Here is a 14831-nt window from a genome sequence, read left to right as displayed (position 1 = left end):
CTTGGGGATCCAGCAGCGGTTACTTGGGTGCGGATGCGGGTGCGGGCTGGCTTTCGCTGGTGGGTGGCACGATGCCTTTGAGGCGCATGTAGGTGACGATGTTGCCGTAGTGCTCGTCAGTGTGGGCGGTGTTGAGCGAAAAGACAGTGAGGCGTGCGATGTTCATGCTGCCGAAGATCTTGATGATTTCGGCGCCCTTCGCGTCGGTCATGCCGTCGAAGGCCTTGCCGCAGTAGGCGACGGCGTCTTTGACGGCCGCGACCAGGTCGGCCTTGGAGGTCTTGGTCTTTTCGATGTTTTTGGCTGGATTAGGTTCGCCGGTGGCCAGCGCGCAGAACATGTTATTGGCGTCAGCCTCGTGGCCGATGAGCTGACCGAAGCTGCGAACATCCGGCGAGGCCTTGAAGCTGTAATTCTCTTCTGGCATCTTTTCCGCGGCGCGAACCACCGCGCCGCTCAGGTACATATAGAGGCCCCTTTCACTGGCGGTGATGGGATTAGCGGGTGCGGCGGATGGGGCTGGGGCTGCCTGTTGGGCAAGCAGCGCGGCAGGAAGAGCTATCAGGCCTAGGACGAGAGCAGAAAACTTGCATTTCATACGGACCTCCTGGTTCTCGGAAAGAGAGAGGCCAGCATACCAGTTGCTTTGGAAAAAGGTGTTAAGCCCGGCCGGAGAATTCGCGGGTCTCGGTGTTGACCTTGACGGTCTCGCCGATTTCCACAAAGAACGGCACCTTGATCTCGATACCGGTTTCGAGGCGGGCGGGCTTGGTTGAAGTAGCAGAGGCCGTGGCGCCGCGCACCCCAGGCTCGGTGTAGTCGACCTTGAGCGCGACCTGCTGGGGAAGCTGGATGCCGATTGGGTTACCGTTGAACTTATCGAGCTTGATCATGGCGCCCTCGGTGAGGAAGTCGAGCGCGTCGCCGAGCTTCTCCTTATTCAGGGAGATGGTCTCGAAGGTGGTCTGGTCGAGGAAGTAGGAGCCGTCGGCGTCGCTGTAGAGGTAGGACGCTTCGACGTCTTCCAGATCGGGCTCTTTGAACTTCTCACCGGCCTTGAAGGTCTTGTCGAAGACGGCACGCGTGATCAGGTTGCGCATCTTGATGCGGACAAGGGTCTGGCCGCCGCGGGCGGTGGGGGTGGATACTTCGACGTCGAGACAGAGATAGGGTGCGTTCTCGAACTCGAAATAGGTCTTGCGCTTGATATCGATGGCGTCGATGAGTGCGGCCATATTCCCTCAGTGGTCAGCGATCAGAGATTAGTGGTCAGATCCATTCTCAATGGTAAATGGGTGTGAGCGGGCGAGTTGCCTCCGGCCCAAGCAGAGCTTGGACGGGGAGCCCGGATTCGCTTCCAAAGTTGCGGATTGAATTACGGAAGGGGCGAGGTCAACTTGTAGTCGCCGCAGCGGCAGGTATCAGTGAATTGCAGGTCGGCATTGCGGAGATCGAGCCCGTATGTAACACCGTTCCCCGTGGTCCCTTCCTGCGCTGCGCTGGAGCGAGCCTGGTTGTAGTGCCAGACTTCGAAAGGTCCTCCCTCCCCGTTTCCGCCGGAGGGATGTGCATCGATAGAGTCCGGCTTGCCATAGATGATATAAATGCGGCCGCGATCGGATTCCCAGCCGGGCTGGTTCGATGCGAAGCGCCGATTTGCGTAGGCTAGACGCCGGTAATGCTCTTGTTTGAACATGTTTTCGCTGGAACCCGGGTTGGGATTGCGGCGATCCCAGAAATCCTTGATGAACTGGAGCCGTTCGGAGTTAGTGGGCAGAGAAATGTATGCGGCGCGTTCATCAGCGGCCATGATCCAGACGACGTCCTGATTAATCCAGGTCAGGTATGGACCGACAAGCGGAGTGTGAGCGCCGTTTGCAGAGGCAGGCGATTGGGCGGAAAGACTGGCCCTCATCCCGATCGCAGTGCAGGTGAGCAGAAGCGCGACGATTGATGCTGCGACGTGGTTAGATCGGGGGTTCCGCATGTGGTCCTCCGCGATGAAAGTGTAGTGGCGTAACCGCTGGTTTGACCGATTGCCTGTGCCGAGGGTAAGCGGTGCGAAGGGCCAAACCTTAAGTTTGGTTAAAGTATCGATTCCCACTTGCGAACTTTGCGGGCGGCATAGTTGAATTGGAGCGATCTACACAAACGTTTTATCACTGGGGGTTTTATGCGGTCGAACCGACCTGCTTCACCTGTACGTCTGGCCCTGACGCTCGCTACTGTCGCAACGATTTCGATTCCCATGCTGGCCCAGCGGCCGCAGGGACAACACAAGGTGACTGGGCCTTGGCAGAATACGAGCCTGTCGCCGGATGAGCGCGCCGATCTCGTGCTCAAGGAACTGACGCTGGATGAGAAGATTGCGCTGCTGCACGGCGTGGGCATGCCTACCGATGAACCGGTGACGCCCGAGAATGCTGATTCGAACCGCGGAGTGGGCTATACGCAGGGAGTCAAGCGACTGGGGATTCCGGGCATTGACATGAGCGACGCGGCATATGGCGTGCGCTCAAGCGGCGTGAACGGACGCTACTCGACTGCACTGCCTGCGAACGTGGCAGCGGCAGCGAGCTGGGATACCGATGCTGCCTATGAGTACGGCAAGCTGATCGGCACGGAGCTGCGCGCGCAGGGTTTCAACATGACGCTGGGCGGCGGCGTGGACATTACACGCGAGCCGCGCAATGGGCGGACGTTCGAGTATCTGGGCGAGGATCCGATTCTGGCCGGCGAGCTGGTGGCGAAGCTGATCCAGGGCACGCAGTCGCAGAACGTGATTGGCGACATCAAGCACTACGCGTTCAACGACCAGGAGAGCGGCCGGAACATCGTAGATGTGACAGTGGACAAGCGCGCGGCGCACGAGAGCGATCTGCTGGCGTTCGAAATTGGCGTGCTGAAGGGCAAGCCGGCGGCGGTGATGTGCTCGTATAACCGGGTGCATGGCGACTTTGCCTGCGAGAACGACTGGCTCCTGAATGAAGTGCTGAAGAAGGGCTGGAAGTTCCCAGGCTTTGTGCTGTCGGACTGGGGCGGAACGCATTCGACGGAGAAGGCTTCGAAGAACGGGCTGGATAACGAGCAGCCGGGATGGCGGTTCTTCGGACCGAAGTACAAGGAGGCCGTGGAGGCAGGCAGAATCCCGCAGGCTGAATTGGATGAGCATGTGCACCGCATTCTGCGTTCGATGTTTGCAACCGGCGTGATCGATCATCCGCGGCAGCGGTTCGTTGTTGATCCGATTGCGGGCCTGGAGACGGCGCGGAAGATCGAAGAAGGCAGCATTGTTCTGCTGAAGAACAAGGGCAACGCGCTGCCACTGAAGGCGAACGCGGTGAAAACGATTGCCGTGATCGGCGCGCACAGCGATGTGGGCATGATCTCGGGCGGCGGTTCGGCGCAGGTGGATCCCATTGGCGGGAATGCGCTGAAGCCGTTTGGGCAGGGGCCGACACACTGGCTCGAGGAGATCTGGTTCCCGTCGTCGCCGTTGAAGGCGATCCAGGCGCGGGCTCCGCATGCGAACGTAAAGTACGACGCGGGTGTCGACCCGGCTGCCGCGGCCGCGGCAGCGAAGGGCGCGGATGTGGCGATTGTCTTCGCGTACCGGTGGGAGAGCGAGGGCATGGACCTGCCGAACCTGTCTCTGGAGAAGTACAAGGCTGACGGCAAGGAAGTGGACCAGGATGCTGTGATTGCGGCGGTGGCCGCGGCGAATCCGCACACGGTTGTGGTGCTGGAGTCCGGCAGCCCGGTGACGATGCCGTGGGTGGACGCTCCGGCGGCGATCCTCGAGGCCTGGTATGCGGGATCGGACGGCGCGAATGCGGTAGGCAATGTGCTGTTCGGAACTGTGAATCCGAGCGGCAAGCTGCCGAACACGTTCCCAAAGAGCGAAGACGATTTGCCGAGGCCGAAGATTGCGCCGCCTCCGCCGATGCACTGGAGCGCGCCGTCTCAGGACGGATCAGAGCCGAAGGTGCCTGACTACGGCGTGACCTACGACGAAGGCGTGAAGGTGGGCTACAAGTGGTATGACACCGAAAAGAAGACGGTGCTGTTTCCGTTCGGGTATGGGCTGTCGTATACGACGTTCGGCTACTCGGGGCTGAAGGCCGACGCGGGCGACACCGTGAAGGTGACGTTCACGCTTGCCAACACCGGAGCGAAGGAAGGCGCGGAGGTTGCGGAAGTTTATGCCGCTCTGCCGGCTGCTGCGCAGGAACCGCCGAAGCGGCTTGTGGGATTCGCGAAGGTGAATCTAAAGCCGGGCGAGAAGAAGCCGGTCACGATCGAGATCGAGAAGAAGTATTTGTCGATCTGGGATGAGAGCAAGAATGACTGGTCGCTGCTGCCGGGCGATTACACGCTGATGGTCGGCGGATCGAGCGACAAGCTTCCGTTGAAGGCTACGGTGAGCTTGAAGTAGTTGAGTGCTGTTGATGCGAAGAGGCCGGAGCGGGTGCTCCGGCCTTTTTGTTTGCGCTGAAATATGAAATGCGCGGGAAACCGATTCAGGCTTGCGCAAGGACGCCGGGAGAATTCTTGGCAAGCGTGAGGATGAGCTCGCCGAAGAGGGTGTTGGCCCAGGCAAACCAGGAGCGGGTGAACTTCTTCGGATCATCTTTGTTGAAGCTCTCGTGCATGAAGCCGGTGCCGGCATGGGTTGATTTGAGCCAGCGCAGGCATTGCAGTTGCTCGCGGTCGTCGTGGGTGGTGAGGGCGCGCATGATGATGGACATGGGCCAAATCATGTCATGGCCGATGTGGGGGCCTCCGATGCCCTCGGCCGCTGTTCCGCGGAAGAAGTAAGGATTGGCGTCGCTGAGGACGAACTTCCGCGTGGCTTGATATGCGGCGTCGTCGATGTTGCAGGATTCGAGATATGGCATGGCCAGCAGGCTGGGAACGTTGGCGTCGTCCATGAAGATGGCGTTGCCAAAGCCGTCGATTTCGTAGGCGTAGACTTCGCCTCCGGTGGGGTGATGAAGGCGCGCGTTCGCATGGAGGGCGGCCTTGACTTCGTCCGCGAGCTGGCGCGCACTGCGGGCGATGGTGGCATCGTGCGCGATCTCGGTGAGCATTTCTTCGATCCGGAGCAGCGTGCGGACTGCGAAGAAGTTGCCGGGAATGTTGAGCGGATAAGCGCAGGCGTCGTCGGAGGGACGGAAGCCGGAGAAGATGAGGCCAACGGGCCGCGCAGGGTTGCCGAAGCCGTCCTCGCTGAGCGTGTCAGTGGGAGCGGCCGACGAGCGCTGAAATGAATAAGGACCCCGCGAGGTTTTGCGCTGCTGCGTCTTGAAGGTCTCGATGATGGTGTGCATCGCCTCGGCCCAGCGTGCATCGAAGGGCGATGTGTCGCGCGTTTCTTTCCAGTAGCGGTGCGCAAGGCGAACCGGGTAGCAGAGCGAGTCGACTTCCCATTTGCGCTCGCCGACGCCGGGATGCATCTGGGTCTTGTCATCGCGCGACCACTCCAGCGGCGTGCGGGTGGCGAGGTCTGGCATGAAGGCGTTGGCGTAGGGGTCGGCCAGGATGCAGCGGGTCTGGCGGCGGATGACACCTTCGATGAGGTGAGCAAGATCGGCATCCTGCGCGAGGAACGGCAGGTAGGGCCAGACTTGCGCCGAGGAATCACGAAGCCACATCGCGGGGATGTCGCCGGTGACGACCACTGTGTCGGGTTTGCCTTCGTAGCTGCCGAATTCGACGGTGGTGTCGAGCGTATTGGGCAGGCAGTTGGAGAAGAGCCAGGCGAGTTCGGGATCGCGGAGCTTTGCGGCCGTGGCATCGATTGCGGCGTCAACAGCCTTGCTGCGGAATTTGCGGGCGGAGGGTGCGGGGCGCTTCGACTCGAAGGAAGATTCTGCAAAGGAAGCGGCGGCAGGGAGGCACGACGCTCCGGCGGTAAGGGCCATGGTGCGGAGGACGGTACGGCGCGACAGGGGGCCAGAATGCATCGGGGTTCTCACGGGTTCAATGATAGCGGCGGGAGCGGCAGCGGGAGTTCGAGGGAGCCTTACTCGGGTTCGCGTGGGACTTGCTCGAGGAGGCGTTTCCAGGTCTTCTGGTTCTTGCGGAACGACTTCTTCAGGTCTTCGAGGATGCGGTCGAAGTCGGCGTTGGTGCGGAAGTTGTTCCACGCGGGATTCTTCTGGAACCAGGGATAGTTCTCGTTGCCCAGATAGATGGCGCGGCGCAGCCAATGCAGCGCTTCCGTGGCGTCACCTTCCACGGCGAAGTACGTTGCAAGCCGGTAGGCCATCTCGCTGTCAGCTTCGGCAGCAGCCAGCGTCTCATCCTTGAGCAGCGCCGCGGCCTGGGCGCGCTCGCCGGCGGACACATAGCAGATGGCAAGCGTGGGAACGGCGATGCGGAGAAACTGGTCGTCACGGATGACGCTCTCCAGGATATCGATGGCGGCGCCGATATTCCCGAGGCGCATCTGCTGATAGCCGGAAGATGTGCGGAGCAACGGGTGCCGCGGCTCGAGAGCGAGCCCTTTGTCGAGCTCATCGCCGGCGAGTTCCAGCTGGTTTTGGTAGTGATAGACGCGGGCGCGATGGTTATAAAGAATGGCCGCGTTTGCTGGGTTCAGCTTGAGAGCACGGTTGAACTGGGCAAGCGCCTCATCGTACATTCCATCGCCGCGCAGCGCGAGCCCCGCGACCATGTGGACGTTCCAGTCGTTCTCGGCGATAGAGAGCAGGTTCAGGATTCCGTGACGGGCGGATTCCTTTTCACCGCGCGAGAGAAGCATGTACACGCGGTAAAGATTGGGCTCGGTGGCGGCGGGGTCGAGTTTGAGAGCCTGGTCAAAGGCGCGACGCGCGAGCATGATGTGGCTCTGGCCGGCGAAGCCGTGGCGCGTGTACTGCAACTCGGCGATGCCGAGGCCACTCCAACCGGCAGCAAACTCCGGGTCTTTGCTGGTGACGCTGGTGAAAAGCGCATGTGCGCGGTCGAGATCGGCACGCGATCCGGTGCGCACCATGAAAGAGCTGAGTAGAGCACGAGCCTGCAGGTACTCTTCACTGACGAGACCGGGAAGCGAGGCCTCGCGCGCGACGGAGCGAGGAGCGTCGATCTGCTCGTTGGCGCTGAGGCCATGCAAGGCGGCAAAGACTTCAGTCGAGATTTCGTTCTGGACGGCGATGAGATCGAGCGAAGTGACCTGGATGGCTCCCCCGGAGCGGACGCTTTGCGAGCCGACTTCCAGCAACTGCCAGTTGAGGTCGAAGCCGTGCTGGGAGCGAAGAAAGCTGCCGGCAAGAACGAACGAAACAAGAAGGCGCTGGCCCACCTGGAGCGGATCCATCTGCGCGACGGGCAGGGCCATGAGCGTGCTGGTGGGGCGGACGACAAGGCCTGGGATGCGCGCAAGGCGCGCCGCAATGGCGTCGGCCAGTGCGTAGCCGTAGAGCGGCGCAACCTCGCTGGCACCGAGATTCGCGAACGGCAGGACGACGAGCGAGTTCGGATGGGGGCGGTCGCCGGCGGACTCGCGGAAGCGCTCGGCGAGCATCGAAAGGAGGCCGGTATTGCGCTTCTCGGCTTCGGCGTCGGTGGTGGGCAGGTTGGCAGCCGCATCGCCGGGGATACTGCCGGTTTCGATCTGCAGAGCCTTCATGATGGTCTTGAGGGCTTCGCGGACCTCGGCAGCGGAGGTGTACCGTGCGGAAGGATTCTTTTCGAGACACGTCAGAATGACGCTTCGCAGCTCGGCGGGGATGTTCGGAGCTGCCTCGGCGAGATCAGGCGGATCGGCAAACTGAATGGAGCGGATGGCCTGGAAGTCTTCGGCATCAGGGCGCGCGAACGGGTAGCGGCCGGAGACGAGTTCGTAAAGGATGACGCCGAGAGCCCAGATGTCGGACTGCACGCTGGAGTGGCCGGTGACGAACTGCTCGGGAGCCATGTAGCGGATGGTGCCGCCGCGCGCTGTATAGGTGGCGGCGAGCTTAGCCTCTTTGGCAAGCGCGGGCTTGGCTGGATCGAAGGTAGCGTCTTCAGGCCGAAGACGGCGCGCCAATCCGAAGTCGAGGATTTTGGCCAGGCCGCCTTCGGTGAGCATCACGTTCTGCGGCTTGAGATCGCGATGGAAGATGCCGAGCGCATGGGCGGCCTGAAGGCCATCGGCAACCTGAATGCCGACCGAGAGGACAAGCTGCGGTCTGGCTGGCCCGCGCGCAATCAGCTGGTCGAGCGACTGGCCGGGGACGTACTGCATGACAATGTAGGCTTCGCCGCCGCTCTCGCCCACTTCGTAAATGGCGCAGACGTTGGGATGCTCGATGGCAGAGGCGAGGCGGGCTTCGCGCAACATGGTGGCGCGGCCCTTCTCGGCCGACATTACGCCGGTGCGAAGGATTTTGAGCACGACGGGGCGCTGCAGCAGGGTGTCGGTTGCCAGGTAGACAACGCCGCTGCCTCCGGCGCCGAGCCGGCGCACAATCTCATATTGTTCGATCGTTCGTTTTGCCATTCGCGCTGCTATCAGTCTAATTGCGGTTCATTTAAAAGCGTTTTCAATCAGTCGGAAATCGACAGATTCGCAAATCCCGGGAATCTGTTACCGTCTTAATAATCATGGGCAGGTTGGGCAGAGAGGCACAAGCGGGAAGCTGGTGCCTGTTGGCGGCGTGGGCAGCGATGAACCTGCCGGGTAATTGCGCTTTTGCGCAACAGACGACCTCACCTGCGCCTCAGGATCAACAGCAGCCCGGAACAGGCGCACAAGTGCACACCGGAACCAACGTCGGGGTCACTTCAGAGGTGCGGATCCGGAATCTGCTTGCGGATCATCAATACTTCCAGGTTGCGGATGAGCTGGACCAGCTGTCTCCAGAACAGGCCCAGTTTTATCGTGGCCTCCTTGCCAATCGATCGAACGACACGCCGAAGTCGATTGAACTGCTCGAGCCGCTGATCGACAAGGTGACGGCAAGCGGAGATACGGCGAACGAGAAGCTGCTGCGCAAAGCATTGGCAGAGGATTATCTGCGCGAGGGCGATTGGGGCAAGGCGGCCAAGGCGTACGAAACACTGGAATCGCGCATGGAGGGCAAGCTCACCCCAGATGAACAGGCCGAGATCGAGATGCCGGTGAAGATGCTTCCGCTGGCTGCGGCCAACCCGCCGATGACCGTAGACCCATGTGACAAGTTCCTGATGCAGGTGAGCAAGAACCCGCTGGGCCTGACGGATATTCCGGTGTTTGTGGATGCGTCGCCGCACAGCTGGATGCTCGATCCGACAGCGCCGTTCAATCTGGTTGCGCGCTCGGTCGCGCGTGAAGTGGGGCTGAAGGTTTCGGACGACGCAGTGACGATTCGGTCACTCACGGGCAAGCCGATCAAAGTGCACGTGACGGTGATTCCTCGCTTCACGATTGGCGGCAGGCTGACGCTGCGGAATATGACGGCATTTGTGTTTGACGACGCTGACTATTCCTTTCCGCAGACCAAATACCAGGTGCAGGGAGTGCTTGGATACGCGGCTCTACAGGCGCTGGGCAGCGTGAAGATCACAGGCGACGCGACGATTGAGGTAGTTCCTGGAAAGGAGCCCGATCCGGCCACGGTTGCGAGTACAAAAGACGGCGCGGCCTTAACGGCCGGCAAGAATGGAACAGATGCGCCGGGCGCCCACTTCTTTTTGGATGGCGATCAGGTGATCGTCGCGCTGGGGTCGACGGGGAACGAGCGGATGTTTGTGGTGGATGCGGGCGGACAGCAGAGCTATCTGACTTCGCGGTACTACGCCGAACATGCCAGCGCGTTCTCAGGAGAGCCAACGTCTCGATTCTCGATTCCGTCGGATCCTTCGATTCCGCCGCAGCCGGCGTATCTTGCAGAGACGGTGCCGCTGGATGTAGGCGGAACGATGGTGCGGGCGCACTATCTACAGGTGCTCGCGCAGCCGCTGGGTTCGGCGGCTCTGGATGATGTGTATGGGGTGCTCGGCATCGATGTGCTCGACCAATTGCGCAGCTATACGTTTGATTACCGGACGATGAGATTCAGCGTCAGCCCGGAGTAAGGCATCAACACTCCACATTGAATCGGCTGCGCAACTCGCGGCGACCCGCAGCAGAGACTACGAGGGCGCGCGAATCGAGATCGCGTTCCAACCATCTGCACTGAAGAAATGATTTAAACAGAGCGGCGCCGAGCGCCCCGGCAAGGTGAAACCGCCGCTCGCTCCAGTCAAGGCAGCCATATGCGAAACGGCGGCGCTGCCCGCGGGCCTGCTCGAGGTCGATCCGCATGGCAGCGATCGCGGAGGAGCCATCGTGAGTCAGGTCGTAGCTGTTGGCGGCGTCGGCCGCTATGCCGCGGAGCCAGCCATTGGCGCGCATGCGCTCGAAGACCGCAACTCCGATGCGGCCAGCGAGATGGTCGTAGCAACTGCGCGCGAGACGGTAGCGCGTTGGCGTGCTCGGCTGAAACTCCCTCGCAGGACGGCCGGCGATGACGCTCAGAGCTTCAAGAGCACGGGCCACGTGAGCACTCTCGAGGGTGTAGTAGCGATGCCTTCCCTGGACGTGCGCGGTCACCAGGCCATCGGCCTTGAGGCGATTGAGATGCGTGCTGGCAGTTGGCGGAGTGACTTCGCCGATGATGGCCAGTTCCGTGCTGGTGCGAGCGCGGCCATCGAGGAGGCAGTAGAGCATGCGAGTGCGCGCCGGCTCGCCGATGGCAGCCGCGATACGCGAGACAGCGGCATCTACGGGGACATCTGCATTCATAGTTTTACCGTAATCGAAGTGTCGCTACAGGGCAAGAGAGGATACTGGCGGCATGGCAACAGCAGCGCCACTCACAAGACGCGCGGTGTTAGGTGGCGTGGCCGTCGCCGCGATAGCGCAGGCGCTCGACGGCACTACGGCGTACCCGGAGGCAAGAACCCGCATGATGATCACGTGTTTCATCCGCTACCAGATCGATCCATTCCAGCGCGAAGCGTTCCAGAAATATGCCGAGAACTGGGGACGCATCATTCCGCGCTGCGGCGGCGACCTGGTCGGCTATTTTCTGCCTCGCGAAGGCACCAATGACATTGCTTGGGGCCTAATCTCGTTTGCCAGCCTTGCGGAATACGAGGCTTATCGGCAGCGGCTGCGCGAGGATCGCGAAGCAATGGAGAACTTCTCGACGGCGCAACATTTGCGCTTTATTCTGCGAGAGGAGCGGACGTTTGTAGAAGGTGTCGAAGGGACCATTCATCGTCCATCGCATATGAAACAGAACGGGTGAGCTGTCATGGTGACGCAAGCGGTAAAAGCAGAGAGGTTTCGCGCGCTGCATGAGCGCGATAGGGCATTCATCATTCCGAACCCGTGGGATGCGGGAACGGCGCGCATGCTCGCGCAACTTGGCTTCGAAGCGCTGGCAACTACGAGCGCAGGTTATGCGTTTTCGCGCGGCACTGTTGATGGCGCAGTGGGACGCGATGCGATGATGGCGCACGTAGCGGACCTGGTGGCTGCGACGGATCTGCCGGTGAGCGCCGACCTGGAGAACGGCTTCGGAGACTCTCCTGAGACTGTTGCAGAGACGATTCGCATGGGCGCAGGGCAAGGGCTCGCGGGCGGATCGATTGAAGATGCGACGGGGAATGAGGCGGATCCAATTTATAGGCTGGAGCAGGCAAGAGAGCGCATTCAGGCTGCAGCAGAGGCTGTACGGGCGTTGCCGTTCACCTTTACGCTGACGGCGCGGGCCGAGAACTTTCTGCATGGCCGGCCCGATCTGAAGGACACGATTCTCCGGCTGCAGGCGTACCAGGAGGCCGGCGCGGATGTTCTCTATGCGCCGGGGCTCACGAGCAGAGAAGACATCGCGGCGGTAGTAGGGTCGGTGGATCGGCCGGTGAATGTGCTGGCGGGGATGCCGGCAATGCGGCTGAGCGCGGCGGAGCTTTCGGCGATCGGCGTGAAGCGCATCAGCACAGGTAGCGCGTTGGCCCGCGCGGCGCTAGGAGGCTTCCTTCTGAGCGCAAAAGAGATGGCGATTCACGGCACGTTCGGGTTTGTAGAGGGGGCAGCAGCGAACTCGAAAGATGTGGTGCCACTGCTGGAATCCTGGCGCAAATCTTCCGGCCAGAACTGACTCATCAGGCTATGGGAAGCCGGACCGTCGCGCGTGCGCCTTCGTCTCCTTCTCGATTTACAAGGCGAATCTCACCGCCATGGGCGCGGGCGATCTGCTGTGCCAGAGCCAGGCCCACGCCGCTGCCCTTAGGCTTTGTGGTATAGAAAGGCACGAACAGATTATCGGTGTTCGCAATGCCCATACCTGTGTCTTCAATGGTGACCCAGGCAGCGGAATCGGCAACGCGCCATCCGACGTGTACGGATTGCGCATTGTTGGCGACTGTGGCATCCACCGCGTTGGCGAGCAGGTTGATGAACATTTGTTCGAGTTGATCCGGGTCGGCGTGCAGAGTAATGGGAGGGCCCGCCTCGAGCACAACGGAAAGGCGCTGCTCGAGCAAGACGACCTGCTCAAGAAGGCGATGCAGCGAAACGGATTTGAGGTGCGGCGGCGGCAATTGCGCAAGGAGCCGATAGGACTGCACAAAACGGTGCAGCGAATCAGCGCGATTTTCTACCACACCAAGGCCGCGCCGGAAATCGCGCATGGTGTCGGGGTCGCCATCCATTGCATCGACGCGCGCGAGCAGGCTGCCGGCAATGGATTTAATCGGCGCTAGCGAATTGGAAAGTTCGTGCCCCAGCACGCGGATGAGCCGTTTCCACGCTGCCTGCTCCTCTTCCTGCAGGGGCACGCTGACATCCGCGAGCAAGAGCAGTGTATGAGGGATTCCCTCCTGACGGAATGACGTTTTGCGGAGCAGCCAGCGAGTGCCCTTGTCGCCGAAGGAATGTATCGTCTGGTCAGCTGATTTGAGCAGATCTTCCAAGCCAAGCTCCTGTGCCGAGTGCCCGAAGCACCGCGCGTAGGGTCTGTTCAGAAGCTGTGTTCCTGCCGTGTTCACGAGCTGCAGTACGTCTTCGCGATCGAACGCGTAGAGCGGTGCGTGCATGACTTCGAGAATGCGAGCGAGGAGCGCAGTAGCCTCGAGGGAGCGGACGCGCTGCTTCTGAAGCAGGTCAGCAAGGAGGTTGACTTCCGTGGCGAGTTCGCCCAGAGCGTCGGGCGAGCCCGCTCCACGTGCGCGGAATGAGTAGTCGGCCTCGCGCATGGACGCAACGACATTCGACAGGGTCTGCAACGGGCGCACGAGAGACTCGATCAGTGCCGCGGCGATCAAGACGAGATAGAGCAGAAGCGAGCATGCGATCAGGATCGCCGCGCCGGTGCTGAGCTTCTGTTGGTAAAGAAGAATACTCGCGAACAGCAGTCCCGGCAGTGAGAGCCAGAAACAGAAGAGCCACGCCCGCCGCACCGCAGAGCGTGGGCGGCGCCTGCGCGGCTTCCGCTCAGAGGCCATATTTTTCGATACGACGATATAGTGCGGCGCGGCTGAGCCCCAGCACGTCGGCAGCCTGCGAGATGTTGCCGTCGCAACGGCGAAGCACTTTGCGGATCAGAAGAGCCTCGACTTCGTCGATGCTCATATTATCGAAAGAGGGTGTAGTGGCACGCGCCGTTGAGATGGCCAGATTCGATGGGTCGATCTCATCTGTGCGACAGAGCAGGATTGCGCGCTCGACTGTATGCTCGAGCTCGCGAACATTGCCCGGCCACGCATATTGCATCATCTGCTGCATCGCGGCGGACGAGAAGCCGGTGACCTGCTTGCGATAGCGCGCGCGACTGCGATTGAGGAAGTGCACCGCCAGCAGCGGGATGTCTTCGCGGCGATCGCGCAGCGCGGGGAGATGAATCTCCACCGTGTTCAAACGGAAGAGAAGATCTTCGCGGAAATTGCCGGCCACAGCCTCTTCGTGAAGTTGGGCGTTAGTTGCGGAGAGCACGCGAACATCGACGCGGCGCGTTTGCGATGAGCCGACGCGCTCAAGTTCTCCGGTCTCAAGTACGCGGAGCAGCTTGGCCTGCTGACGCATAGGGACGTTGGCGATTTCGTCGAGGAACAACGTGCCGTTGTTGGCGAGTTCGAAGCGGCCGATGCGGTCAGTGCGGGCGTCAGTGAATGCACCCTTGACATGGCCGAAGATCTCACTCTCGAACGTGCCTTCAGGCAATCCGCCGGCGTTCACCGCGACCAATGGCATGCGCGAGCGCGGCGATGCAGCGTGCAGGAGCTTGGCGACGATTTCTTTGCCGGTGCCGTGCTCACCGGTAATAAGCACGTTGGCGTCCGACGGGCCAACCTGAGCGATGAGCTCGAGTACCGGCTGCATGGAAGGAGCGCTGGCAACAAATTCCGGCATGCCTTCGGCGCGCAGAAGGCGGTTCTCCAACTCAAGCTGGCGGGCGCGGCGCAAGGCCTGGTGCAGTTCGGCATGGACCTTGATGAGGCTGATGAGTCGCTCGTTCTCCCACGGCTTCTGGATGAAATCGCGTGCTCCGCGCTTCATGCTTTCGACAGCCAGGTCGATGTTGCCCCAGGCTGTCATCACGATCACAGGGAGGCGCGAGTCCATCTCCTGGATGCGGGCCAGAAGGTCGAGACCTTCCTGCCCGGAGGTCGTGTCGCGCGTGTAATTGAGGTCGATGAGCAGTACATCGTAGTCGGTTTGGCCTAGCGCTTCAAGAGCTAGCTGCGGCGAGCGGACGCAATCGACAATGATCCCCTGAGGCTGCAGGAGCAACTCTACAGCCTCGAGGATGTGCGGTTGATCGTCGGCTACCAGAACGCGGATTTTCGGTTGCTTACTTGGAATGGCTAGCCTC

12 protein-coding genes are annotated in these 14831 nt (G+C 61.2%); 4 read left to right on the top strand and 8 right to left on the bottom strand.

The genetic code is table 11. The features are described 5' to 3' along the window. Window positions 1–19: 19 nt before the first annotated feature. The 3 genes from MOP44_RS12190 to MOP44_RS12180 form a co-directional block, all read right to left on the bottom strand. The gene (locus MOP44_RS12190; RefSeq protein WP_260796307.1) at window positions 20–598 is read right to left on the bottom strand and encodes a DinB family protein; all 579 of its coding nucleotides are present in this window, start codon (window positions 596–598) and stop codon (window positions 20–22) included. Window positions 599–659: 61 nt separating this feature from the next. Beyond that, a complete protein-coding gene (efp, locus tag MOP44_RS12185; RefSeq protein ID WP_260796306.1) occupies window positions 660–1235 on the bottom strand; it encodes an elongation factor P in 576 nt (191 codons plus the stop codon). A gap of 140 nt (window positions 1236–1375) precedes the next feature. Beyond that, window positions 1376–1987 carry a GWxTD domain-containing protein gene (locus MOP44_RS12180; RefSeq protein ID WP_260796305.1) on the bottom strand — a complete coding sequence of 204 codons (612 nt, stop codon included), beginning with the start codon at window positions 1985–1987 and terminating at the stop codon, window positions 1376–1378. 186 nt (window positions 1988–2173) lie between these two features. Here MOP44_RS12180 and MOP44_RS12175 point away from each other — a divergent pair, with 186 nt between their 5' ends. After that, window positions 2174–4435 carry a beta-glucosidase gene (locus MOP44_RS12175; protein WP_260796304.1) on the top strand — a complete coding sequence of 754 codons (2262 nt, stop codon included), beginning with the start codon at window positions 2174–2176 and terminating at the stop codon, window positions 4433–4435. Between the two features lie 85 nt (window positions 4436–4520). Here the strand turns inward: MOP44_RS12175 and MOP44_RS12170 are convergent, their stop codons facing one another. Further along, a complete protein-coding gene (locus tag MOP44_RS12170; RefSeq protein ID WP_260796303.1) occupies window positions 4521–5966 on the bottom strand; it encodes a glycoside hydrolase family 125 protein in 1446 nt (481 codons plus the stop codon). A gap of 59 nt (window positions 5967–6025) precedes the next feature. Beyond that, window positions 6026–8491, bottom strand: coding sequence for a serine/threonine-protein kinase (locus tag MOP44_RS12165; protein ID WP_260796302.1), 2466 nt, complete (start codon window positions 8489–8491; stop codon window positions 6026–6028). Window positions 8492–8595: 104 nt separating this feature from the next. Here MOP44_RS12165 and MOP44_RS12160 point away from each other — a divergent pair, with 104 nt between their 5' ends. Beyond that, window positions 8596–10047, top strand: a complete 1452-nt coding sequence (locus tag MOP44_RS12160) for a retropepsin-like aspartic protease (RefSeq protein ID WP_260796301.1) — start codon at window positions 8596–8598, stop codon at window positions 10045–10047. Window positions 10048–10051: 4 nt separating this feature from the next. On the opposite strand, the gene MOP44_RS12155 is transcribed toward MOP44_RS12160, so the two are convergent. Then, the gene (locus tag MOP44_RS12155) at window positions 10052–10756 is read right to left on the bottom strand and encodes an ArsR/SmtB family transcription factor (protein ID WP_260796300.1); all 705 of its coding nucleotides are present in this window, start codon (window positions 10754–10756) and stop codon (window positions 10052–10054) included. A gap of 52 nt (window positions 10757–10808) precedes the next feature. Here MOP44_RS12155 and MOP44_RS12150 point away from each other — a divergent pair, with 52 nt between their 5' ends. Together MOP44_RS12150 and MOP44_RS12145 are read left to right on the top strand one after the other, a co-directional pair. After that, window positions 10809–11264, top strand: coding sequence for an NIPSNAP family protein (locus tag MOP44_RS12150; protein WP_260796299.1), 456 nt, complete (start codon window positions 10809–10811; stop codon window positions 11262–11264). 6 nt (window positions 11265–11270) lie between these two features. Then, the gene (locus MOP44_RS12145; protein WP_260796298.1) at window positions 11271–12119 is read left to right on the top strand and encodes an isocitrate lyase/PEP mutase family protein; all 849 of its coding nucleotides are present in this window, start codon (window positions 11271–11273) and stop codon (window positions 12117–12119) included. Window positions 12120–12123: 4 nt separating this feature from the next. Here MOP44_RS12145 and MOP44_RS12140 read toward each other — a convergent pair whose 3' ends face one another. Together MOP44_RS12140 and MOP44_RS12135 are read right to left on the bottom strand one after the other, a co-directional pair. Next, window positions 12124–13464 (bottom strand): sensor histidine kinase, encoded by a 1341-nt coding sequence (locus MOP44_RS12140; RefSeq protein ID WP_260796297.1) that lies wholly within the window; start codon window positions 13462–13464, stop codon window positions 12124–12126. Beyond that, entirely contained in the window at window positions 13454–14791 is a 1338-nt protein-coding gene (locus MOP44_RS12135) for a sigma-54-dependent transcriptional regulator (RefSeq protein ID WP_313901073.1), read from the bottom strand. The genes MOP44_RS12140 and MOP44_RS12135 overlap by 11 nt, the downstream gene beginning before the upstream one ends. Between the last annotated feature and the right edge of the window lie 40 nt (window positions 14792–14831).

Source organism: Occallatibacter riparius, from assembly GCF_025264625.1.
Lineage (GTDB): Bacteria > Acidobacteriota > Terriglobia > Terriglobales > Acidobacteriaceae > Telmatobacter > Telmatobacter riparius.
Note: the sequence above shows the minus strand (reverse complement) of the source record. Positions and strands in the feature narration are given on the sequence as shown.